At 46.6% G+C, this 20,718-nt stretch carries 22 protein-coding genes; 15 read left to right on the top strand and 7 right to left on the bottom strand.

What is annotated here, in order from left to right:
* Positions 1 to 139: 139 nt before the first annotated feature.
* The gene (locus DWX59_RS12540; protein WP_117559569.1) at positions 140 to 1,117 is read right to left on the bottom strand and encodes a sugar-binding transcriptional regulator; all 978 of its coding nucleotides are present in this window, start codon (positions 1,115 to 1,117) and stop codon (positions 140 to 142) included.
* A 369-nt stretch (positions 1,118 to 1,486) separates the two neighbouring features.
* Here DWX59_RS12540 and DWX59_RS12535 point away from each other — a divergent pair, with 369 nt between their 5' ends.
* From DWX59_RS12535 to DWX59_RS12490, 10 genes are all read left to right on the top strand, one after another.
* Complete coding sequence (locus DWX59_RS12535; protein ID WP_207660428.1) at positions 1,487 to 2,611, top strand: TRAP transporter substrate-binding protein; 1,125 nt, start codon at positions 1,487 to 1,489, stop codon at positions 2,609 to 2,611.
* Between the two features lie 30 nt (positions 2,612 to 2,641).
* On the top strand, positions 2,642 to 3,142 hold the full coding sequence (locus tag DWX59_RS12530) for a TRAP transporter small permease (protein ID WP_117559567.1): 501 nt from the start codon (positions 2,642 to 2,644) through the stop codon (positions 3,140 to 3,142).
* On the top strand, positions 3,142 to 4,443 hold the full coding sequence (locus DWX59_RS12525) for a TRAP transporter large permease (protein ID WP_117559566.1): 1,302 nt from the start codon (positions 3,142 to 3,144) through the stop codon (positions 4,441 to 4,443). Before DWX59_RS12530 ends, DWX59_RS12525 begins: the two co-directional genes overlap by 1 nt.
* Before the next feature lie 20 nt (positions 4,444 to 4,463).
* On the top strand, positions 4,464 to 4,838 hold the full coding sequence (locus DWX59_RS29985) for a cupin domain-containing protein (RefSeq protein ID WP_117559565.1): 375 nt from the start codon (positions 4,464 to 4,466) through the stop codon (positions 4,836 to 4,838).
* A 17-nt stretch (positions 4,839 to 4,855) separates the two neighbouring features.
* Positions 4,856 to 6,229 carry an MmgE/PrpD family protein gene (locus DWX59_RS12515; RefSeq protein WP_117559564.1) on the top strand — a complete coding sequence of 458 codons (1,374 nt, stop codon included), beginning with the start codon at positions 4,856 to 4,858 and terminating at the stop codon, positions 6,227 to 6,229.
* A 1-nt stretch (position 6,230) separates the two neighbouring features.
* A complete protein-coding gene (locus tag DWX59_RS12510) occupies positions 6,231 to 7,586 on the top strand; it encodes a Tm-1-like ATP-binding domain-containing protein (RefSeq protein WP_117559563.1) in 1,356 nt (451 codons plus the stop codon).
* 11 nt (positions 7,587 to 7,597) lie between these two features.
* Positions 7,598 to 8,434 carry a phosphoenolpyruvate hydrolase family protein gene (locus DWX59_RS12505; RefSeq protein ID WP_117559562.1) on the top strand — a complete coding sequence of 279 codons (837 nt, stop codon included), beginning with the start codon at positions 7,598 to 7,600 and terminating at the stop codon, positions 8,432 to 8,434.
* Between the two features lie 89 nt (positions 8,435 to 8,523).
* Positions 8,524 to 9,990 (top strand): SLC13 family permease, encoded by a 1,467-nt coding sequence (locus tag DWX59_RS12500; protein ID WP_166460209.1) that lies wholly within the window; start codon positions 8,524 to 8,526, stop codon positions 9,988 to 9,990.
* Positions 9,991 to 10,134: 144 nt separating this feature from the next.
* A complete protein-coding gene (locus DWX59_RS12495; RefSeq protein ID WP_117559560.1) occupies positions 10,135 to 10,512 on the top strand; it encodes a BlaI/MecI/CopY family transcriptional regulator in 378 nt (125 codons plus the stop codon).
* Positions 10,513 to 10,617: 105 nt separating this feature from the next.
* Positions 10,618 to 10,950: a hypothetical protein gene (locus tag DWX59_RS12490; protein WP_207660427.1), complete on the top strand. Its 333-nt coding sequence runs from the start codon at positions 10,618 to 10,620 to the stop codon at positions 10,948 to 10,950.
* Positions 10,951 to 11,203: 253 nt separating this feature from the next.
* On the opposite strand, the gene DWX59_RS28710 is transcribed toward DWX59_RS12490, so the two are convergent.
* Genes DWX59_RS28710 through DWX59_RS12480 form a run of 3 tightly spaced genes read right to left on the bottom strand, consistent with a single transcriptional unit; the run spans position 11,204 to position 13,215 of the window.
* Positions 11,204 to 11,368 (bottom strand): hypothetical protein, encoded by a 165-nt coding sequence (locus tag DWX59_RS28710; protein WP_165642744.1) that lies wholly within the window; start codon positions 11,366 to 11,368, stop codon positions 11,204 to 11,206.
* A 15-nt stretch (positions 11,369 to 11,383) separates the two neighbouring features.
* Positions 11,384 to 12,682 (bottom strand): cytosine permease, encoded by a 1,299-nt coding sequence (locus DWX59_RS12485; RefSeq protein ID WP_117559559.1) that lies wholly within the window; start codon positions 12,680 to 12,682, stop codon positions 11,384 to 11,386.
* 47 nt (positions 12,683 to 12,729) lie between these two features.
* Positions 12,730 to 13,215, bottom strand: coding sequence for a nucleoside deaminase (locus DWX59_RS12480; RefSeq protein WP_117559558.1), 486 nt, complete (start codon positions 13,213 to 13,215; stop codon positions 12,730 to 12,732).
* A gap of 311 nt (positions 13,216 to 13,526) precedes the next feature.
* Here DWX59_RS12480 and DWX59_RS12475 point away from each other — a divergent pair, with 311 nt between their 5' ends.
* The 5 genes from DWX59_RS12475 to phoU all read left to right on the top strand — a co-directional run bounded on the left by DWX59_RS12475 (position 13,527) and on the right by phoU (position 17,950).
* Positions 13,527 to 14,477, top strand: a complete 951-nt coding sequence (locus DWX59_RS12475) for a phosphate ABC transporter substrate-binding protein (RefSeq protein ID WP_117559557.1) — start codon at positions 13,527 to 13,529, stop codon at positions 14,475 to 14,477.
* Positions 14,478 to 14,533: 56 nt separating this feature from the next.
* On the top strand, positions 14,534 to 15,472 hold the full coding sequence (gene pstC, locus DWX59_RS12470) for a phosphate ABC transporter permease subunit PstC (RefSeq protein ID WP_117559556.1): 939 nt from the start codon (positions 14,534 to 14,536) through the stop codon (positions 15,470 to 15,472).
* 37 nt (positions 15,473 to 15,509) lie between these two features.
* On the top strand, positions 15,510 to 16,403 hold the full coding sequence (gene pstA / locus DWX59_RS12465) for a phosphate ABC transporter permease PstA (protein WP_334304805.1): 894 nt from the start codon (positions 15,510 to 15,512) through the stop codon (positions 16,401 to 16,403).
* A 48-nt stretch (positions 16,404 to 16,451) separates the two neighbouring features.
* Positions 16,452 to 17,213, top strand: coding sequence for a phosphate ABC transporter ATP-binding protein PstB (gene pstB, locus DWX59_RS12460; protein ID WP_117559554.1), 762 nt, complete (start codon positions 16,452 to 16,454; stop codon positions 17,211 to 17,213).
* A gap of 74 nt (positions 17,214 to 17,287) precedes the next feature.
* Complete coding sequence (gene phoU, locus DWX59_RS12455; protein ID WP_117559736.1) at positions 17,288 to 17,950, top strand: phosphate signaling complex protein PhoU; 663 nt, start codon at positions 17,288 to 17,290, stop codon at positions 17,948 to 17,950.
* An 86-nt stretch (positions 17,951 to 18,036) separates the two neighbouring features.
* Here phoU and alsK read toward each other — a convergent pair whose 3' ends face one another.
* The 3 genes from alsK to DWX59_RS12440 all read right to left on the bottom strand — a co-directional run bounded on the left by alsK (position 18,037) and on the right by DWX59_RS12440 (position 20,704).
* Positions 18,037 to 18,945: an allose kinase gene (gene alsK, locus DWX59_RS12450; protein WP_117559551.1), complete on the bottom strand. Its 909-nt coding sequence runs from the start codon at positions 18,943 to 18,945 to the stop codon at positions 18,037 to 18,039.
* Positions 18,946 to 18,953: 8 nt separating this feature from the next.
* Complete coding sequence (locus DWX59_RS12445) at positions 18,954 to 19,697, bottom strand: DeoR/GlpR family DNA-binding transcription regulator (protein ID WP_117559550.1); 744 nt, start codon at positions 19,695 to 19,697, stop codon at positions 18,954 to 18,956.
* A gap of 83 nt (positions 19,698 to 19,780) precedes the next feature.
* On the bottom strand, positions 19,781 to 20,704 hold the full coding sequence (locus DWX59_RS12440) for a ribokinase (protein ID WP_117559548.1): 924 nt from the start codon (positions 20,702 to 20,704) through the stop codon (positions 19,781 to 19,783).
* Between the last annotated feature and the right edge of the window lie 14 nt (positions 20,705 to 20,718).

Below are 20,718 nucleotides of genomic sequence, written 5' to 3'. Positions count from 1 at the left end.
TTTCAATGTTTATGAAGATAAATGAGTGGGTGATTTTGACATCATCATATACTTGATGCGGTTAGAGTACAATAAAGAAAGGTTTTTCAATATGGTATTTTGCTAAAAAACCATATTGAAAAAAATACCTATAACATATTTAGATTAATTCGGTCAGTCGTAATGCGAGGTCCTCACTGATTACCAGAACATTGGCAAGTCCGCCCTTTAAGGCGGCATTTAGGGTATAGGCTTTGTATTCACCGCTTGCAACAATGATTTTGCAGGGGATTTTTTTATAATCCTCAAAGGATATGGATAAAGTCCTATTTTTTAAACTTGTATTGCATTCCTCACCCTTTTCGTTAAAAAAACGCAGAAGAAGATCACCGTAAACATTTTCATCCTTTAGTTCCTGAAGTTCGTAGGCTGAAAGATAAGATGAATTGGCTAATGGGGATGTTGCCTCTGGATAAAAGGAACCTAATCCGCTTACGGTTATCGTAGTGCGGTCCAGCAGCTGGGATATTTTTACGATATCCGGTTTTTTATTAATGATATTTAAAATCTCTTCTGAGGCCTGCAGTCCGTCATGGTATAGTCCGGCTGTCTGACCTCCGCCAAATGCCATGGAGGCGCGGTGTACCAGGTTCTGGGCTTCAAGTTCTTCTAAATAATTTCCAAGGTTTCCATGTAACGTAACAAAAGAAGTACCTGCTTTTTGGCAGGGGTTTAAGTAATGGATTAAATAATACATGGTCCGGCCCCATGCCAATCCGAGTATATCATTATCTTTGATAATCCGCTGCAGGTAACGGGCTCCTTCCAGGGCAGTCAGCTGCTTTATGGACATGTTTTTATTGATTATATTCCTAAAATCCAGAGATACCACAATGACATCATTAAGGGAATATTGGTTCTTGATTTTATTCCCAAGAGTTAAAGCGGATTGGTATGCATCTGCAATGGAAAACTGGATGATTCCCAGGTCCTTTGCACGCTGAAGCATGCGTGAAACCGTTACGTTTGAGATGTTAAGTATAGATGCGATTTCTTTCTGTGACATGTTCTCCAGATAATATAGCTGGGCGGTTTTCAATGCCAGCCAGGTGGATGGCATATATGTTTCTCCTATCATAGTAATTCCTCCGTAAATAAAGAGACAAATTGGAATTGTCTGATGTTATGTTATCCATGTTGATATTTTATATAAGCAGTATATCAGGGCTTACTAAAAAGTATAAAAAATCCGCGCCTAAAAAGAATTATTGAAAATAATTTCTATACATATTATCAATAAAACGACTATTGAAATAAATTTCTTTATGGAAAAACCACAACTATTAAACTATGATTTTGGTAGACGCTTGTGCAGATGTACAAAAATATCAAGAGAGGGGGGAGGCTATAACACCAAAGAACTTTTAAGACCAGGGAACCTCTATGAATATTGCAACGTGGCACACAAATCCAGTAATTACGATTTGAAAGGATGATAGGTGAGGATATGAAAAAAATGTTATTAGTTTTGGTAAGCGCAGTAATGGTAGCGACAATGACAGCATGTTCTTCCGATAGCAAGACAACGGGCCAGCCACCACAGACAGAGAAACAGGTTCAGGCAGATTCGGATAATCAGGAAAAAGCCAAGGATACATCTGCGGCTGATACAGACGGAACAAAAGGAAGTGGCGCCAAGATAGATATAGCATTCTGTAACGTGGCCCCATCCAGCCATCCACAGAATATTGCATATAGGGCATTTGCAGATAAAGTAAAAACAGAGACAGATGGTAATATTACTATAACTGTTTATGACAATGCCCAGATGGGTAATATACTAGAATTATTTCAACAGACAATCGATGGTACAATCCAGATGTGTATTGTGCCAACATCTACATTGGGTTCATTTGATGAGGGACTGCTTGTCAGTGACCTGCCCTTTTTATGGCCGTCTGCCCAGATTGCCATTGATGTGCTGTTGGATGAATCCAATGGTATAGCAAAGGATCTGGTAGCGGATCTCTCTGCAAAAGGTACGGTATGCCTGGGGTGGCAGGACAATGGCTACAATTCATTCGCAAACAGCACCAGGCCGATTACATGTCCGGATGATATGAAAGGGCTGACAATGAGGGTGCCGGAGAACCAGTGTGACCTGGCCCTGGTGGAAGCCTGCGGCGCATCGCCTACTACAATGGCATCCAATGAGGTATATACGGCCCTGCAGACCGGAGTGGTGGATGGTCATGATTTTGGCGCAATTATTACAATGACCGGGGGATATGATGAGGTCACTAAATATTATACGGATGATAATCATCTGCTAAAATTAAATGCTGTTTTTGCAAATCAGTCCTGGTGGGATGGTCTTGATGCAGCGGATAGGGATTATCTTGCAGATGAGATATATACCATGTGCCGCCAGGCGGATAAAGGCTGCTGGGATTTGGAAGCCAGTATCCTGGATGAAATGGAAGCATCGGAAAGCATGGAACTGCATCGCCTGACAGATGAAGAGAGGCAGCAATTTGTTGATATTGGGGAATCCCTTTGGGATAAATTCAATGACAGGATTGATACGGACCTGCTAAAACGGATTCAAGATGAAATTGCTGAACGTAAATAGCAATGTATTGTAAGAAGGAAGGGGGATTACATGCAGCTATTACTAATGATATGCAGGATATTGGAAAGATTCATGAAGTTCTGTATAGGCTGGATGCTATTGTTCATGTCGGTTCTGGCTTTTACGGGTGTTCTTACAAGGTATTTCCTCTTTTATTCTATTACCTGGCTGGAAGAAGTGACACGCTATCTGATGGTTTGGATGACGTTTATTGTGGGGGCGCTGGCTGTTAACGATGAGTCTCATATTAATATTGATTTTGTTCCAAATCATTTAAATCATAAGTTTAAAAAATTTGACGCCAATATCATCTTAAATGTTTTTATATTGGCAGGAATGGCATGTTTTGCATACTATAACTTTTTTCAGATAAAAGCATCTATTAAAAGTGGGATGGTATCCCCTGTATTGCAGATACCCATGTGGATGATGTACTGTTCGACCATTGTCTGTGCCATCAGTTCTGTATTATTCTGTTCTAAAAATATAGCGGTTAAGGTTCAACGCTGCAGGAAAGGGGGAGATGAGTAATGGTACTGTTTGGTATATTCCTGGCTCTGGTGTTGCTGGGGCTTCCTGTAGCATTTTCATTTGTCGTGGGAGGATTGTTCTATCAAAGCTTCTTTACAGGGGTCAATCCCAATCTGATTGCTTCAACAACGTATGGAGGTATTGATTCATTTTCACTTTTAGCAATCCCCTTTTTTATCTTTGCCGGGGATATCATGCTTAAAGGCGGTGTCTCCAAACGTCTGGTGGACTTTGCAAAGCTGTTTTTTAAAGATTCTGTCAGTGCGTTTGGCACCATCTGTATTGTTGCCTGTGCATTCTTTGGGGCGATATCCGGATCGGCCGCAGCGGCAGTTGCGGCAATCGGAGGCCTGATGGTGCCTGAGATGATTAGGAATGGATATAAACGGGAATACGCCACAGCTTTGTCATCTGCTGCGGGATATCTGGGCATTTTAATACCGCCCAGTGTACCGATTGTATTGTACTGTGTCACGGCGAATGCATCGATAGGTAAAATGTTTATATCAGGTGTTGTACCGGGATTGCTGGCAACGGTAGCATTTGTCATATTAAATAAGATGCAGGTAAAAAAATGGTTAAATACAGCCGAAGAAATTGAAATGGAAGGAATAGAACCTGCCCAGGAGAACACAAAAACTCCGGTTCAGACTGTAATCAGCGTGATACCTGGTCTTATTATGCCGTTTATCATCCTGGGCGGAACCTATTCAGGTGTATTTACTCCTACGGAGGCAGCTGCAGTTGCCATTATCTATGGGGCTTTTGTAAGCATATTTATTTACCATGAGATAAAGTTCTCTGATCTTCCAAAGATAGCGGTTGGATCTGCCATGACGGCAGGAAAAATACTGGTAATAGTTGCTTTTGCAAGTTACTTTGGAAAGCTTCTTACATTGTTACAGATACCAGGGCAGATTTCGAGGGCCATTTTGGGCGTTTCGGATAATAAGTGGATAGTCCTTATGCTGATTGTAGTGTTGCTTCTTATCATGGGAATGCTGATGGACATGTCTGTATCCATTATACTTATGGTTCCAATCATGCTTCCAATTGCAACTATGCTTGGATTTGGGGAAACCCATTTTGGTATGATTGTTATCTTCTGTCTGGCAATTGGTCTTATTACCCCACCTATGGCATTGAATTTGTTCGTGGGATGTCAGATAGCAGACTGTCCCATGTCAAGAGTCATAAAGCCTATCATCCCCTTTGTGATTACAAGCATGGCTGTCCTGCTGATGATTATATTCATACCTGGGCTGTCTGTGTGGCTGCCATCAATGTTGGGATATAAATAAATATTGGGAGAAGGTGGATTATGGGAGAATGGGCAAATGTGGTATCAGAGAAGAATGTTCCGATGAGGCATACGCCATGGGGAGGGGAAATACATTGGCTGACTTTTCCTGCTGTAACGGATAGTCCGTATCTTACAAGTGGTATTTTAAAAATATATCCTGGACAGGGGCATGAACCGCACATCCATCAGGATTCAGAAGAAATCATTTTGATTCTGGAGGGGACGGGGATACACAGATATATCCTGGAAGATGGGGCGGAAAAGGCCTTTGAAGTTAATCCAGGGGATGTGTTATGGATGGACCGGGGGCAGCTACATTCCACAGGTAATTATTCCAATGGGATACTTAAAGTATTTGTTGTTTACACGCATCGGGATATTGAACCATTGTAGAAGGCAGGGGGAGATTTATGTACATATCAGAAAAGGCAGCCGAATTTGTCTGCCGTGACAGGCATTATGGCGAGGATATAATAAATGTTGCAATACGGTGTTTCCTGGATTCATTTGGCTGTATGCTTCTGGGATGTACGGAGCGTACTCCTCTCTCATCAATAAATTATGTAAGAAAGCTATCAGGTAAAAGCCAGTCTACTGTTTATTGCCGGGAGCCGTTTAAGGCAGATATGGAAAATGCTGCGTTTGCAAACGCCATATCAGCTCATGACTGTGATTTTGATGATATGGCTGCAGCGGGGGGAGGACATCCCAGCATACCGGTATTCCCGGTTATTTTATCGATAGGGGAAGCCATGCACAAATCAGGTGCTGAGATGCTTGATGCATATATTACAGGCATGGAGGTGTCTATGAGACTGGGATACGGCCTAGGCAGGGAAAATATGGGCCATGCCTGGAATCCAACCACTGTATTTGGAATATTTGGAGCCACAGCCGCCGCCGCAAGGCTGTTAAACCTGGATGTGGAGCGTACATGTTCGGCACTTGGGATTGCAAGCTGCGAAGCTGGCGGGACAAAAGGGAATTATGGGACAGGCGCAAAAAACATTACAACCGGACACCTGTGTATGAAAGGCATAAGATGTGCAGGTCTGGCCAAAGAAGGGATTATGTCTTCTCATGACGTTTTTGAATCCATGAATGGATTTGCCAGCTGTTTTACGAGGGAATTTAATGAGGATATGGTTTTAGGAGCTTTTGACTGTAAGGAAAGTTTCCTCCTTACACCAGGTATCATTCAAAAACCATATCCTACATGTAGAAGTAATCATAATGCGGTTGATGGTGCCATATGGATACACGGTATTCCGGGTTTTTCCCTTGATGATGTGGACTATGTGGAATGTTATGTGGATTCCGCGGCATGGAGGTTGGATGCTTACAGGATTCCGGAAAATACAGAACAGGCCAAATTCAGTACGGCTTACTGCGTCGCGCTTTCATTGATATATGGCGATATGAAAACTGAGTATTTCCTGGATGGGGCAGGGATAGATGTAACAGCCAGGAATTTTATAAACAGGATTTATATATATGAGAAAAGTGATTTCCATCCTGGCTCAAATTTTGCAAGTTGTCTGAAGGTATATTTTAAGGATGGTACTTATCAGGAATATATGGGGGAATATGCAAAGGGTGAGCGGGAGAAAACACTTTCACAATCAGAACAATATGCAAAGTTTTCAGAATGTCTGTCCCGCCTGTTTAATAAGAAAGAAATACAGGAGATTTATGATTGCCTTAGCAGACTCGGGGACTGTGCTGACTTTAATTCTGTTAAGGACATGTTTTGGGGGTATTTGGCTGTAGCCGAAAGGAGATAGGATGAAACCAGTTGTGGCAGTTTCGGGTATTTTAGATACAAAAGGAAAAGAGATTCAATATATGGCTGAAAGAATCCGTCTGTATGGCTGCGATACATTGGTTATTGAATTCAGCTTGGGAAAGCAGATTGACGAGCCATGGGTAGATATAAGCCTGTCGCGGCTTCTTGAGGAGGTGGGAAAGAAGCCGGAAGACATTTTTTCTTTAAGCAGGGGGGAGGCGGCCCTTGTTGTTACGAATGCAGCTGCAAAGCTGGTTGGCAATTTGTATAAGGATGGAAGGATACATGGATTTATATCATATTGCGGCGGGATGGGAAGTTCCATCTCGTCAAAGGTGATGCAAATACTGCCATTAGGCTTTCCCAAAATACTTTTATCAACCATGCTGCATAATTCTGCTGAGTACATAGGGGAAAAGGATGTTGCCATGATGTATCCGGTAACGGAATCCGGCCTGAACCGTGTATCCCGTCAGATTCTAAACACTGCTGCGGGTATTGTTGCTGGAGGTTCAAAAGCTTATTTTTCATATACGGATGAACAATCCAAACCATTGGTGGCCGTATCCATGCAGGGGGTTACGACTCCCTGTGCCCAATATATCATGAAACGTCTGGACGAGGATGGGGAAGTGGACGGTATGATTTTTCATGCAAATGGTGAGGGCGGAAAAACCATGGAAGCAATGATAAGCGAAGGATATTTTTCCGCTGTGGCGGATACAACGCTGGGTGAATGCAGCGCTCATCTTCTTGGAGGTATTAATAACGCTGGCCCAGGAAGGATGAGTTCGGCTGCGTCAAATGGGATACCCCAGATTATGTCTCCGGGAAGCGTTGATTTCTCCAGTTTCCGGAACCGGGGGGAAATGGGGGACAGGCTAAATAGTGAAATAGATGACGGCATACAGGGGAGAAGGGCACATTTTCATAATACATACTGTACGATATGTACAGTCACACCGGATGAAGCCTATGGACTTGGTATGAACTTTGCAAAGAAATTGAATTGTGCAACGGCCCCGGTATCCTTTTTCATACCCATGAGAGGCTGGAGTGCTTATGATATAGAAAAACCGGATATCAAGAAAGGCTGGGCCGGACCAGGTGCTGGGCCGTCCTGGATTCCATCAGAAAAAAACTCCAGATGGTCATTCCGGGCAGAACGGTTTACTGAGGGATTTCTTGGCAATTTGAAAAAGGACAATCAGAACATACAGGTGTATCAGGTGGATCTGCATATTAATGATCCGGATTTTAATGAACTTATGTACTGTGACCTAAGGGACATGCTTAAGGGAAAATGGCATAAGGGTAAATATGAAGCTGGAAATAAGATTAAAAGGATATTTTAGGGGGAGAAGGAATGGCTGAGATTTATACAAGGGATGAAGTGCTTGGCAGGTACTATGAAAAAATTTCTAAAAAGCAGTCCCTGTTGTTCTGCGGGGTTGGAACCGGGCTGATAGCCAGAATCTGTGACAGCAGCGGTGTGGATTTGATAGGCATATACAATTCAGGCCGGTTAAGGATGAATGGAATTGCCGCAATAGCAGGAAACCTTCCTGTAACAGACGCCAATGGGGTTGTTTTGGAAATGGGGGAGAAGGATATCCTTCCTCAGGTGAAGAACACCCCGGTCATAGCAGGGATATTTGGGGTTGACCCCACCAGGGATATGAGACGTTTTTTGCATAAACTGCGGGAGTTGGGCTTTTCTGGTGTCCAGGGATTTCCCACAGTTGGGAAGATTGGCGGTCAGCTCAGGGCGGAGCTGGAGCAGGTGGGACTGGGATTTAAAAAAGAATTATCTACATTGCAGATGGCCCGCGATATGGGAATGATTACAATGTCATATTGCTACAATGTTGAAGAAGCAAAGATGATTGCGGATGCAGGAATTGATATTATTGTATCACATATGGGTCTTACAAAAGGCGGCGATGTTGGTACCACAGAACAGAGTCCTTTGGATGTGGCTGCAGAAAAATCTGACCGGATTCTGCGTGCAGCAAAGGATATCAATCCGCGTATCATCACTATGTGCCATGGAGGTTCCATTACAAGCCCGGAAGATGCTGCGTATGTGATGGACCATTCAGCTGCCGTGGGCTTTGTAGGCGCATCATCTATAGAACGCATACCCACAGAGATAGCTATTAAACAGGTATGTAAGGATTATCTGTCAATTAAATTAAAGTAAACTGAGTTGCTTAGCAGATATGGATTTCAACATGTAAATCTGCTAAGCAAATTTTATAGGATACGATACCAGGTGAGGAGGGAAGATGGGTGAAGTGTAAAAGAATTGAGGTAAGAACTCTCAGAAGCAGATATATATCATTTCTGGCGGCAATTGCAGTATATCTTTTTATATTATATATACCTTTGAGCGATAGTGTTTTAAAAATAGACGGGGCGGCTCTGGATATGGCCGGGAGAAGGTCATTGGGGATTCTTGCATTTTGCCTGGTTTTATGGGTAAGAGAACCGGTTCCTTTCCATGTAACAGGATTTATTGGGATTCTCTTTATGTGCTTTGCCAGGGTTGATACATTTGCCAATCTAATAAGGCAGGGGTTTGGAAACGATACAATTGTGTTTTTTATTGGAGTATTGACACTATCTTCCGTGGTGACAAGGACAGGGATAGGAAAAAGGATTTCGGTTTACATTTTGTCAAAAACAGGAAACAGTACTTCCAGAATCCTGCTGGGATTTCTGATTGTGGGACCATTACTCTCCATGTGGATGACAGCCATGGCGGCGGCAGCTATTTTAATGCCATTGGCAGTTACCATTCTTCAGGAAGAAAAAATGGAACCGATGAAGAGTAATTTTGGCAAGGCTCTTATGATTGCGTGTGCATGGGGACCTCTTATTGGCGGTATCGGCACGCCGGCAGGAGCCGGCCCTAATCCCCTGGCCATAGGATTCATCAGTGACATAGCTGGCATAGATATTTCTTTTACACAGTGGATGATTTATGGGATTCCATCCGTTGTCCTTCTCATAATTCCTTCTTGGATTGTATTGCTTTTATTTTTCAGGCCTGAAAAAAAGTATTTAAATAAGTCTAAGGAGGATATGGAGAATGATTTTAGGAAACTGCCGCCAATTAGCAGGGATGAACGGCATACAATCATCATTTTTTTAATAACAGCATTTCTTTGGCTTGCTTCCGGGTGGCTGGGTGGAATCCTGGGGATTAAAATAGGCACCTCGGCTCCAGCGGTTCTTTGCCTTTGTCTGTTTCATCTTCCGGGTATAATTTCTATTTCGTGGAAGGAAATACAAAAGGAGATTTCCTGGGATGGAATCCTTTTGATTGCCTGCGGAATCTCCCTGGGACTGGCTGTATATAATACGGGAGCTGCTGAGTGGCTGGCCCTTCTTTTGTTAAAGGGAATTGTCCATATGCCTGTACTTGCGAGGATATTCATGATAATCTTTATTATCAGTATCCTAAAGGTTGGATTATCCAGCAATACGGTTACGGCATCCATCATTATCCCAATCATGATTGTTCTGGCTTCTACTTATAAACTTCCGGTTTTGGGAATTGTGATTCCTGCCTGTCTTACTTTATCCCTTGCTTTTATTCTGGTGACCTCAACTCCGACCAGCGTCATATCGTATTCATCAGGTTATTTCAGTATAGGGGATATGGCCAGGGCCGGTGTGATTATGACCATGGTTTCTTGTTTGATTTTAACATTTTCAATCTATTTTATAGGAATGTTAACAGGAATATATTAATGATTTGAATTAATTGTTACTAAATTGCCTGGGTTTCTGACAGGAAATAAGTGACTGCGGAAACTATTCCACCAATACGCTTGACATTTATTTAAGACAGATGTAGCATACAAGAAAGACAATTGTCTTAAAGGACCCGATTTTATGGAAAAAATAAAAAAACTGCCGGACGCAGAGTTTGACATCATGAAAGTGGTATGGGACAATGAGCCGCCCGTGACCACCACATTTGTTAAGGATCAGCTGGGAAAAGAAAAAGAGTGGAAGATACAGACCGTTGTTACCCTCATGCTCCGGCTTGTTGAGCGTGGTTTCCTGCGTTCTGAAAAACATGGAAAAGAGCGCACCTATTTCCCGCCTGTAAGTAAGGAAGATTACCTGAAGTTTGAAACCGGAAACTTTATGAAGCAGTATCACAACAGTTCTCTTTTTAACCTGATTAACACCTTGTATGATGGTGAGGCCCTTACTGACAAGGACATTGATGAGCTGTTAAAATGGGCCAAGGAACGGAGGGGATAATATGCAGGGTTTCCTGATTACGCTGGCGGCATGCTCTGTTACCATGTCGGCGCTTGCACCCAGGACCGCAGCCCCCAGGACCATTCGGAAGAGGCGGCGCAGGTTATGGCAGGCCAAACCAAATTTGGTTCATATCCCTCTTATGGTATTACTGTTTCGGCAGATAATCAGATATTATATTATAAGAACCAGCGTGTAAAGCTTTTTGCAGATGAACTCCCTGACGGTTCTTTTGAATCACTCTGGTATGACGAAGCCGGAACAGTCGGCTTATCAGCCATAAGGGACTCCGAAGGCAGGCTTACCGGCGTCAAGGGCGTCTCAGAAGAAACGGCGGAGGGATACCTTAAGAGGGCAGAGGCGGATAAACAGGATGTTTTGAGGGGACTGGATGAAAAGGTAGAAAACAGGATGAAGGAGTTATTTCCGGATGAATGATTGGTTGGGATGGGTTCGGAAATTGAGTTCCACCACGCCCCAGCGCTGTTCCGGTCCTGACAGAACCACAGGATAAAAAACAAAGGGGTTGCCGCAAAATGTATAATCTCAGCAAGATATGGTTTATGATTTACAAACCAGTACCATCTTGCACGAGAATCCATTTTGCGGCAGCCCCTTCTCATCAGTAATCTTCTGTTAAGGCAGCCGGATTTCCCATGGCGCCGCCTCTCTGTCCCTATTCAGTCCATACCTATGGCTGCCACCTGGAATATCCATATATCATAATCAGGATACTTACAACCAAAAGCGCATTTCCTGTGTTGATATAGACCGGATTCTCAGCCAGGCACCCCATAAAGGAACCAATTCCCATAATCACGGTGCCGATCAGCGCGCTTAATTTATATCTGTCCATCTGATATACCCCTTTCTATGCTTCTTCTGCCAGGTTGGTGGTTACGCGCTGTTTGCTTATGGCCATGAGCGCGGTATAGAGGACTGCCCCAAGTATGATTCCGTTTAAGGATGGAAGTCCAAAGGGAATCATGTACACCAGTGCAATGGAGATGGCCCAGGTAATCCATGGAACCGGATTCCATTTGCAGAAGCTGGCTTTATCGTAGGCAGCATAGTGGCCTTTATGTACCAGGAAGTAATCGGAAAGTATGATTCCTGATAAGGGAGGGACAACGGTTCCCAGTATGTTAAGGAAAGTGAACAGGAAGCCGATTTCATATGGCTTGGTCAGGGTTGCCAGTGCGGACAGTACCAGCAGGATTGCCAGCATTTTCTTGCGCTCCATCTTGAATGCATTGGAAAGGTTCAGGGAGGTGGAGTACAGGTTTGCCGCATTGGTGGTGAATATATTGGTTGTCATCAGGATAAGGCTTGGGATGACCAGGCCGAATCCCAGAAGGATGACCGTCAGGTCGCTGTTCTGCATGGCGATGGCTGCGATTGCGCCGCAGACAATCATCAGGATGTTGCCGCCCAGAAGCCCGGTAAGGGTGGCGGAGACAGCTGCCTTTGTGTCCTTGGCATAACGCATGATATCTGCAATACAGGTGGCGGTTGACAGGACCCATGTACCGATGACAGCCGTGATGCCTGTAAACAGAGGCATGTCAGAGGATGGAACGTAGGCAAACAGGGCCTCCATGCCGCCGATGACGCCCAGGGAGCGGATGGCAGTTGCAATGGACAGGAATACAATGGCCGGGATTGCAATGTAACCAAGGATGGTAATGGCGCCGATTCCGCACATGGCAAAGATTCCCATGACAATGGCGCTGACAGCCATGCAGATACCTTCTCCCACCTGTCCCATGTGGAACACCTGGGCCACAAAGTGACCATAGGTGGCAGCCTGGATGGTGTACCAGCCCAGGTTGACAACCGGCACAAAGATGGAAGCTGCCTTGGAACCGGTGGAGCCAAAGCTGTACCTGGTCAGCAGTGCAAAGGTAAGTCCTGTCTTACAGGCAATGATACTGATTAACACCGCAATGATGCTGAGGAAAATGTTGCCGCCCAGTGTGGCCAGTATGATATGTTTGAAATCCATGCCGGCCGCCAGCCCGCCGCCTGCCATCATACTGGTTATTACGAATACAAATCCGGTCCATACAATGGTAAGGCTGAAATAAGTCTTTCTCTGATTTAAAGGTACGGCGCAGCGGGAAAATTCCGTGTCCGCGGCCTGATTCTGATTCTGGTTCTGCTGTTCCATATCATGTCCTCCATTCCCAATCCATTATTTAATCTGCGGTCCTACCCTTAATTGTTCCAATATCCTTCATGTACGCCGGCAATCTCCTCCACCAGTTCCGGGAACGGCCCCACCACTTCAATCTTCTTCTGACCCCTTGCAAATACCTCACGGCAGGGCAGGTCAAAGGTTGGATTCTGGGGGTCGGCTCCTGTGTGCGCCAGCAGGTCCTTCTCAGACATGCCGTACACTACCCGGCCGATGCCGGCCCAATAAATGGCTCCGGCGCACATGGCGCAAGGCTCTGCCGTGGTGTAAAGGGTGCAGTCTTTTAAGAAATCCTTGGAATATTGCCGGGATGCCTTTTCTGCAACCTGTGTTTCTGCGTGTCCCGTGCATTTATTCTCAGTTATCTCCACATTCGGCTGTTCCAGCAGGATATTGCCTTCCTTGTCGGCAAGAAGTGCGCCGAAGGGAGTGTTGCCTCCTGCGCGTGACTGCCTGGAAATCTCGGCGCAGCGCTTTAAGTTCCTGATATCGATTGATTTGTCCATAGTATCCTCCATATTTCTCTTTTAGAGATAAAAGGTATTACCTCATATCTATTTACTGATATAAATTTATCATAATCTTATGGGGATGTAAATGTCTAATATGTATAAGGAAAATATAAAAAATTGTGCATTTTAGCCAAATGCCCATGGGCGCTGCGGATTTACATAGATTTTACAGAATCTATACCATACCTTGCTTTCAGCAAATGTAAAACTTTTGTATACTCCAAAATGTAAACGGAAATACAAAAAAGAAAATACGAAGATGACAGCGTATTTGAAATTCGCAGAAAAATCGGAGGCAGAGTATTATGAAGATGAACAGCAAAAAGATAATGGCACTTATGGGTTGCGCAATGCTTGTGATGGGGATGCTGGCAGGATGCAAAAGTTCTGCGGGAGAGCCAGCCACGGCGGCTTCCACCACTGCTGAAGGGGCGGCAGCAACAACCGGGGCGCCGGCCGGTACCAGTGAAGCGGCAGGCACATCCGCAGAAGACGGCTCCGGGGCAGCAGCAGACTTAAGCGGATCCATCAGCATGGTAGGTTCCACCTCCATGGAGAAATTCGCCAATGCACTGAGCGAATCCTTTATGGAAAAGTATCCGGATGTAACGGTCACGGCGGAGTTTGTAGGTTCCGGCGCAGGTGTTGAGGCGGTTTTGGGCGGCACGGCGGATATCGGTAATTCCTCCAGAAACTTAAAGGACGAGGAAAAAGCCAAGGGAGCTGCTGAGAACATCGTTGCAATCGACGGAATCGCGGTTGTGGTTGACCCGGCTAATACGGTAGGGGACCTGACCAAACAGCAGTTATCTGATATATATGAAGGAAAAGTGACAAACTGGAAGGATGTGGGCGGCAATGACGCGCCAATCGTGGTGGTGGGACGTGAGTCCGGCTCCGGTACAAGAAGCGCATTTGAAGAGCTGTTAAAGCTGGAGGACATCTGCAAATACAGCAATGAACTGGACAGCACAGGCGCTGTCATGGCAAAGGTTGCTTCCACACCAGGCGCCATTGGATACGTATCCCTGGACGTGCTGGATGATTCCGTAAAAGCCCTTAAGCTGGAAGGCGCTGAGCCTACAGAAGAAAACATCAAGGCAGGCAGCTATTTCTTAAGCCGTCCGTTCGTGATGGCGACCAAGGGTGAAATCAGTGAGCAGAACGACCTTGTAAAGGCCCTGTTTGACTATATTTACTCAGACGAAGGAACAGAAATCTTAAAGGCTGTGGGACTGATAGCAGTTGATAAATAAGAATGATGACAAATAAGGATGATGGATCATCTGGAATTGAAAGGAGACTTACCTGCATGAGAGCGGACACATTTTCCATACGTTCCCATCATAGCAGCAAGTCTGCCGTCGAAAAAGCAGCGCAGGCGATATTCACCGCCTGCGGCTTTTTCGCTGTGCTGGCTGTTGCTTCCATAACATTATATATGGTTATCAGCGGTACGCCTGCGCTGTTTAAGGTGGGTATACTGGAAATCCTGTTCGGGACAATATGGCAGCCGGCAGCGGCTTCCCCCAGCTTCGGCATCCTATATGTCATACTGACCTCCATTGCAGGAACCTTCCTGGCTATTTTAATCGGCGTTCCCATCGGGGTCATGACAGCCATTTTCCTGGCGGAGGTGGCGCCAAAGAGGGTGGCGGATATTGTACGGCCCGCAGTGGAACTGCTGGCAGGCATCCCGTCTGTCATCTACGGACTGCTGGGCATACTGATACTGAACCCCCTTATGTATAAACTGGAACTGATTATCTTCAAAGGTTCCGAAAGCCACCAGTTTACCGGGGGCGCCAACCTGATATCCGCGGTGCTGGTGCTGGCTCTGATGATTCTTCCTACCGTAATCAATATAAGCGAATCCTCCCTGCGGGCCGTGCCGGGCCATCTTAAGAGCGCGTCCCTGGCCCTTGGGGCAACAAGGATACAGACCATATTCCAGGTCATTGTGCCCGCGGCAAAATCCGGTATCATCACGGCAGTGGTGCTGGGAACCGGAAGGGCCATCGGCGAGGCCATGGCCATCAGCCTGGTGTCGGGAAGTTCGGTAAACCTTCCTCTGCCATTTAACTCCGTGCGTTTCCTTACAACCGCCATTGTGTCGGAGATGGGGTACGCGGCCGGACTTCACAGGCAGGTGCTGTTTACCATCGGCCTGGTCCTGTTCGGTTTTATCATGTTCATTAATATAAGCCTTACCAGGATTTTAAAGAAAGGAGACAGGAAAAATGACAGGTGACATAACTGGGAACATGGCTGGAAAAGCAGGGTCTGATATGGCGGTCCGGACCGGCCGCAGATCCGCGTCCCACGAAAGCATATACGGCAGGCGCGTGAGAAGCTCGGATGTGATCCTCACCGGAGTCATCTACGGGTGCGCAGCCTTTTCCATCCTGCTGCTGGCGGGAATCATGGGATATGTATTTGTGCGCGGGATACCCCATGTGACCTGGTCATTCCTGAGCACTGCGTCCAGCGCCACCAAAGGAACCTTCGGTATCCTGGGCAATATCATCAATACCCTTTATATCGTGACCATAACCCTGCTGATTGCAACACCCCTTGGAATCGGTTCGGCCGTATACTTAAACGAGTACGCCAGGCCCGGGAAAGCGGTGCGCCTGATTGAATTCACAACAGAGACATTGTCAGGTATCCCATCCATTATCTTCGGCCTTTTTGGAATGGTGTTTTTTGGAAATACCTTAGGCCTGGGATATTCCATCCTGACCGGCGCCCTTACCCTTACCCTGATGATCCTTCCGCTGATTACCAGGACCACCCAGGAGGCGCTTAAGACCGTGCCGGACAGCTACCGCCACGGCGCCCTTGGGATTGGCGCCACCAAATGGTACATGATACGCACCATACTCCTGCCAAGCGCCATGCCTGGGATCCTCACCGGGGTCATCCTGGCAATCGGCCGCATCGTGGGGGAATCCGCAGCCCTTTTGTTTACCGCGGGAAGCGGTTATTACCTGCCAAAGAGCCTGCTTGGGAAGATACTGGAATCAGGAGGGACCCTGACCATCCAGCTGTACCTGTTCATGCAGAAAGCAAAATATAATGAAGCCTTCGGCGTGGCCGTGGTCCTGCTTGTAATCGTGCTGGGAATCAACGGTCTGGCCAAATACCTGTCCCATAAGTTTAACGCGGAAAACCGTATCTGACAAAAGGATGCGGCGGGCGGCCGCGCAGAGGAGCAAAGGAGATAGATGATGGAAACAAAGACCAAGATATCCACCCAGAACCTGAACCTGTATTATGGTGAGAACCATGCCCTAAAGGATGTCAGCCTGGATTTGTATGAAAATAAGATAACCGCCTTTATAGGTCCCTCCGGGTGCGGCAAATCAACCTACTTAAAGACCCTGAACCGCATGAACGATTTGGTGCCGGGGGTGAAGATAGAGGGAAGCGTGCGCCTGGATGACGAGGATATCTACGATTCCCAGGTGGACACCACATTGCTCAGGAAGAAAATCGGCATGGTATTCCAGCAGCCCAATCCATTTCCCATGAGCATATACGACAATGTGGCATACGGCCCGCGGATCCACGGCATAAAAAACAAGGCGCAGCTGGATGCCATTGTGGAACAGAGCCTGAAAGGCGCGGCGCTGTGGGATGAGGTGTCGGACCGTCTGAAGAAGTCGGCCCTGGGCCTGTCCGGGGGGCAGCAGCAGCGTCTGTGCATTGCAAGGGCGCTGGCAGTGGAACCGGAGGTACTTTTGATGGATGAACCGACCTCGGCCCTGGATCCCATATCCACCCTGAAGATAGAGGACCTGATGGATGACCTTAAAAGCAGGTACACGGTTGCCATTGTCACCCACAACATGCAGCAGGCCGCCAGGATTGCGGATTACACTGCTTTCTTCCTGGTGGGGGAAGTGGTGGAATACGCTGCAACAGATGAACTGTTTACCATGCCAAAGGATAAGAGGACAGAGGACTATATCACGGGACGTTTTGGATGATTGCGCAGGACTGCCATTGCAGGGATTCATGCAATGCAGGATTGTGGGTGTGCATAGAAAGAAAGGAATCACAGATGAGTGTAAGGGTAACTTATGAACATGAGCTGGGAGAGCTTAAGCAGGATTTAAAGGAAATGGCCCACATGGTGGAAAGCGCCATTGAACAGACATTTACGGCATTTGAGGACCATGATTATATGATGGCGGAGGATGTAATCAAGGGCGACCGAACGGTTAATGACATGGAGCGGGCCATTGAGTCCAGATGCCTGTCCCTGATTCTCAGGCAGCAGCCGGTTGCCAGCGACCTGCGTCAGGTATCCACCGCCCTCAAAGTGGTGACGGACCTGGAACGCATCGGTGACCACGCATCGGATATCGCCGAGCTTATCCTGCGTATAAAAAGTGAACACGCATACCATATTGTAAAACACCTGCCGGTGATGGCGGCCTCGGCCCAGAAAATGGTCCATGATGCAATAGAGGCATTTATCGCCCAGGACCTGGAGTCCGCGCTGGAAATCATTGACCGGGACGATGAGGTGGATATGCTGTTCAATCAGGTAAAGACAGATGTCATCGAGCTGCTTAAATCAGCACCGGGCCAGGCAGACCAGGGAATTGACCTTTTAATGGTTGCAAAATACCTGGAGAGGATTGGCGACCATGCGGTGAATGTATGTGAGTGGACGCAGTTTTCCAAGACAGGGACGCTTAAGAATGTCAGGATCATGTAATGGATAAAAACACCCCTGGCCCTTCTTACACATGATGTGTGGGAAGGGCCAGGGGTGTTTTTTTAATCCGGAATCCCTATGTTTCATTAAGATTGTAATCTGCCAAATCCCACAATCCCGGCCCCGATAATCCCGTTTTCCGGCGAAGGCGCTGAAAAGAAAATCTGCAGATTATCTGCCGGGTAGGGTCTGCGCGCATTTTCCAGTATATATTGTACCAGTTTTTTCTTGGGGAAATCCTTCATCTGGACAATCCCGCCTCCAATGACAACCGCTTCCGGGTCCAGGATATTCACTTCCGCAACCACCGGCACGGACATATAATGGACAAATTCGTCCAATTCCCGGGTATCCCCCCACCTGGTAAACAGATCGGAGATATCCGTATCTGCAAAGCATGTTTTTTGCAGCTGTTCAAGGGCCTTGCCGCAGCAATACATCTCGATGCACCCCTGATTGCCGCAGCTGCAGGGGCGGCTGCTTAAACCTGTCTTTATGTGGCCCACTTCCGCGGCAGCCCCATTTTTGCCTGTAAAAGGCATTCCGTTTATATAGATTGCATTGCCCATTCCTGTGCCGAAATAAAAACCGGTTACGGCCCCGCTTAGAGGAAGCCGGAACTGGTGGATGTCATATGCCAGGAGGTAGTAGGCATCGTGGTCAATGATGGTTGGTATGCCCAGGTTTTTCTCCAGGAAGCCGACCATGTCCACGCCGTCAAGGCCGGGGAAATTGGTAGATGAATACAGGCGCCTTCTGCTTTTATCAACAACGGACGGGAAACCGGCCGCTATCATAAGGGGGCGTCCGCTGTCCGGATGCCGGTTTATGTAGCCCTCTATCACTGCGCTTAGGGCTTCAGGCGTATTATCTGACCGGTATACCTGTCTGGCAGGGATTACCTCCAGGCCGGACACGGACAGGGTTTCATCCACCAGGCCCATGCGCAGGTTGGTGCCGCCGATGTCCATACCGAGTATCTTTTTGTTTACCATAACCGCTCCTAATCCTTGGCAAGGATGTAATTGGCATGTTCTTTTAACAGTTCGGTCTCCTGTTCGGTTATGATTGTGCACTCAGACAGTTCCATGGCCTTGCACATGGTGCGTTTACCTGATTTGGAGCTGTCGGCCAGTACATATACTTCGGAGGAGTTTTCCTTGATGATCCTTTTTTTATTGGCTTCCCTGCTGTCAGGGGTGTTGATGCCGGACTGCAGGTCATATCCGGTTGCGCCGATAAACGCCTTGTCAAAAAACATGTCCTTTAAACTGTTATCCGTTATGCTGCCCACAATGGATGCTGTGGATTTTAATACATCCCCGCCAATCATGATTACATGAATATCTGTTTCCAAGATGCTGGGGACAACCATGGCATTGGTCGTAACAACGGTGATTCTTTTATTCTTAAGGTAAGAGATCATTTTCAGGCAGGTGGTCCCGGAATCAATGTATATGACTTCGCCGTCATGTACAAGTTTGGCCGCTGTCCTTGCAATTGCTTCTTTTTCTTTGATTTTATATAAGCCTCTGGAATGAATCGGGGTGTCGTAGGAGCCGGTTTTGATTTTGGCCGCGCCGCCCCTCAGAAGGACAATCTGACCTTCGCCCTCCAGAATTTTCAAATCCCTTCTTATTGTAGACTCAGATACGCCATGTAATGCCCTGGCAAAATCACTAAGGGTTACCATATCCTGTTTTTCTAATTCATTTAGCAATATCTGTCGTCTTTCGTATGGAATCATCAGACCCCTCCCCTGTATCATTCACGTAAATCTTCACTATAAAGTATACATGAAATGCCAAGATTGTCAATTTTACGATTGTTTCATTTTGAGTAGTTCCTGTAAAAATCCAGGACCGCCTGAATATCAGGCATGGAGTCCTGGGCGCCTGTGCCCTGGACCGTCAGTGCGCTGCAGCAGGTGGCGAAGTCCAGCATACTGCTTAAGTCCATATGATTCAGCACCCCGTATGCAAGCCCGCCCACAAAGGAGTCGCCGGCTCCTGTGGTTTCCACTGCTTTGACACAATAGGATTCCTTATAATGGAATCCACGGTCCCGGCATGCCATGGCTCCCTGTTTCCCCAGGGTGAAAATACATGTATTCCCCATTTTTCCTGCAAATTCAGTCAGTCCGGACCTGGCCGCAGGGACAGAGGTTAAGTCTTTTCCCGTATAAAACTGTGCTTCCACCTCATTCATGATAAGATAGTGGCACATTTTCATGTATGTCTCGTCAAACTCCATGGCAGGAGCCATGTTGAACAATATGGTGCACCCTGCGCCGGCAGCTGTCTGGATTGCATATTCAAGGACCTGTACCGGGATTTCCATCTGCAGGATCAGAACCGTATGTTCATCCAGAAGATGGGCTATTTCATCCACGTCCTTGTGCTTAAGTGTATGGTTCGCGCCCTTGGTTATGGTGGCAAAGACGCTTCCGTCCCGCAGGGTATGTACGATTCCCATGCCGCTGGCAGCAGATGTGCGTCTGACATAGGCGGTATCCACGCCGTATGCCTTAAGACCCTTTATCAATATATCCCCGTAGCAGTCATTTCCCACATGTCCGGCCATATAAGTGGGGATGCCTAATTTGGCACATTGTACTGCCTGGTTTCCGCCTTTTCCACCGCAGCAGCATTGTGAGCTTTCAGCGTTGTGGGTCTCACCCTTAAGCGGCATCCTGTCTGTTTTCAGGATTATGTCATAATTCAGGCTTCCTATAACAACAACCTTCCCATCCATTTGTCCTGTCTCCA

Origin of the sequence: Enterocloster aldenensis (assembly GCF_003434055.1) — a bacterium.
Taxonomy (GTDB): Bacteria; Bacillota; Clostridia; order Lachnospirales; family Lachnospiraceae; genus Enterocloster; species Enterocloster aldenensis.
Note: the sequence above shows the minus strand (reverse complement) of the source record. Positions and strands in the feature narration are given on the sequence as shown.

What these genes read in the sequence shown, in the direction of transcription:
- DWX59_RS12540 (WP_117559569.1), bottom strand. Translation starts at nt 1,117, where the DNA reads ATGATAGGAGAAACATATATGCCATCCACCTGGCTGGCATTGAAAACC.
- DWX59_RS12535 (WP_207660428.1), top strand. Translation starts at nt 1,487, where the DNA reads ATGAAAAAAATGTTATTAGTTTTGGTAAGCGCAGTAATGGTAGCGACA.
- DWX59_RS12530 (WP_117559567.1), top strand. Translation starts at nt 2,642, where the DNA reads ATGCAGCTATTACTAATGATATGCAGGATATTGGAAAGATTCATGAAG.
- DWX59_RS12525 (WP_117559566.1), top strand. Translation starts at nt 3,142, where the DNA reads ATGGTACTGTTTGGTATATTCCTGGCTCTGGTGTTGCTGGGGCTTCCT.
- DWX59_RS29985 (WP_117559565.1), top strand. Translation starts at nt 4,464, where the DNA reads ATGGGAGAATGGGCAAATGTGGTATCAGAGAAGAATGTTCCGATGAGG.
- DWX59_RS12515 (WP_117559564.1), top strand. Translation starts at nt 4,856, where the DNA reads ATGTACATATCAGAAAAGGCAGCCGAATTTGTCTGCCGTGACAGGCAT.
- DWX59_RS12510 (WP_117559563.1), top strand. Translation starts at nt 6,231, where the DNA reads ATGAAACCAGTTGTGGCAGTTTCGGGTATTTTAGATACAAAAGGAAAA.
- DWX59_RS12505 (WP_117559562.1), top strand. Translation starts at nt 7,598, where the DNA reads ATGGCTGAGATTTATACAAGGGATGAAGTGCTTGGCAGGTACTATGAA.
- DWX59_RS12495 (WP_117559560.1), top strand. Translation starts at nt 10,135, where the DNA reads ATGGAAAAAATAAAAAAACTGCCGGACGCAGAGTTTGACATCATGAAA.
- DWX59_RS12490 (WP_207660427.1), top strand. Translation starts at nt 10,618, where the DNA reads ATGGCAGGCCAAACCAAATTTGGTTCATATCCCTCTTATGGTATTACT.
- DWX59_RS28710 (WP_165642744.1), bottom strand. Translation starts at nt 11,368, where the DNA reads ATGGACAGATATAAATTAAGCGCGCTGATCGGCACCGTGATTATGGGA.
- DWX59_RS12485 (WP_117559559.1), bottom strand. Translation starts at nt 12,682, where the DNA reads ATGGAACAGCAGAACCAGAATCAGAATCAGGCCGCGGACACGGAATTT.
- DWX59_RS12480 (WP_117559558.1), bottom strand. Translation starts at nt 13,215, where the DNA reads ATGGACAAATCAATCGATATCAGGAACTTAAAGCGCTGCGCCGAGATT.
- DWX59_RS12475 (WP_117559557.1), top strand. Translation starts at nt 13,527, where the DNA reads ATGAAGATGAACAGCAAAAAGATAATGGCACTTATGGGTTGCGCAATG.
- pstC (WP_117559556.1), top strand. Translation starts at nt 14,534, where the DNA reads ATGAGAGCGGACACATTTTCCATACGTTCCCATCATAGCAGCAAGTCT.
- pstA (WP_334304805.1), top strand. Translation starts at nt 15,510, where the DNA reads ATGGCGGTCCGGACCGGCCGCAGATCCGCGTCCCACGAAAGCATATAC.
- pstB (WP_117559554.1), top strand. Translation starts at nt 16,452, where the DNA reads ATGGAAACAAAGACCAAGATATCCACCCAGAACCTGAACCTGTATTAT.
- phoU (WP_117559736.1), top strand. Translation starts at nt 17,288, where the DNA reads ATGAGTGTAAGGGTAACTTATGAACATGAGCTGGGAGAGCTTAAGCAG.
- alsK (WP_117559551.1), bottom strand. Translation starts at nt 18,945, where the DNA reads ATGGTAAACAAAAAGATACTCGGTATGGACATCGGCGGCACCAACCTG.
- DWX59_RS12445 (WP_117559550.1), bottom strand. Translation starts at nt 19,697, where the DNA reads ATGATTCCATACGAAAGACGACAGATATTGCTAAATGAATTAGAAAAA.
- DWX59_RS12440 (WP_117559548.1), bottom strand. Translation starts at nt 20,704, where the DNA reads ATGGATGGGAAGGTTGTTGTTATAGGAAGCCTGAATTATGACATAATC.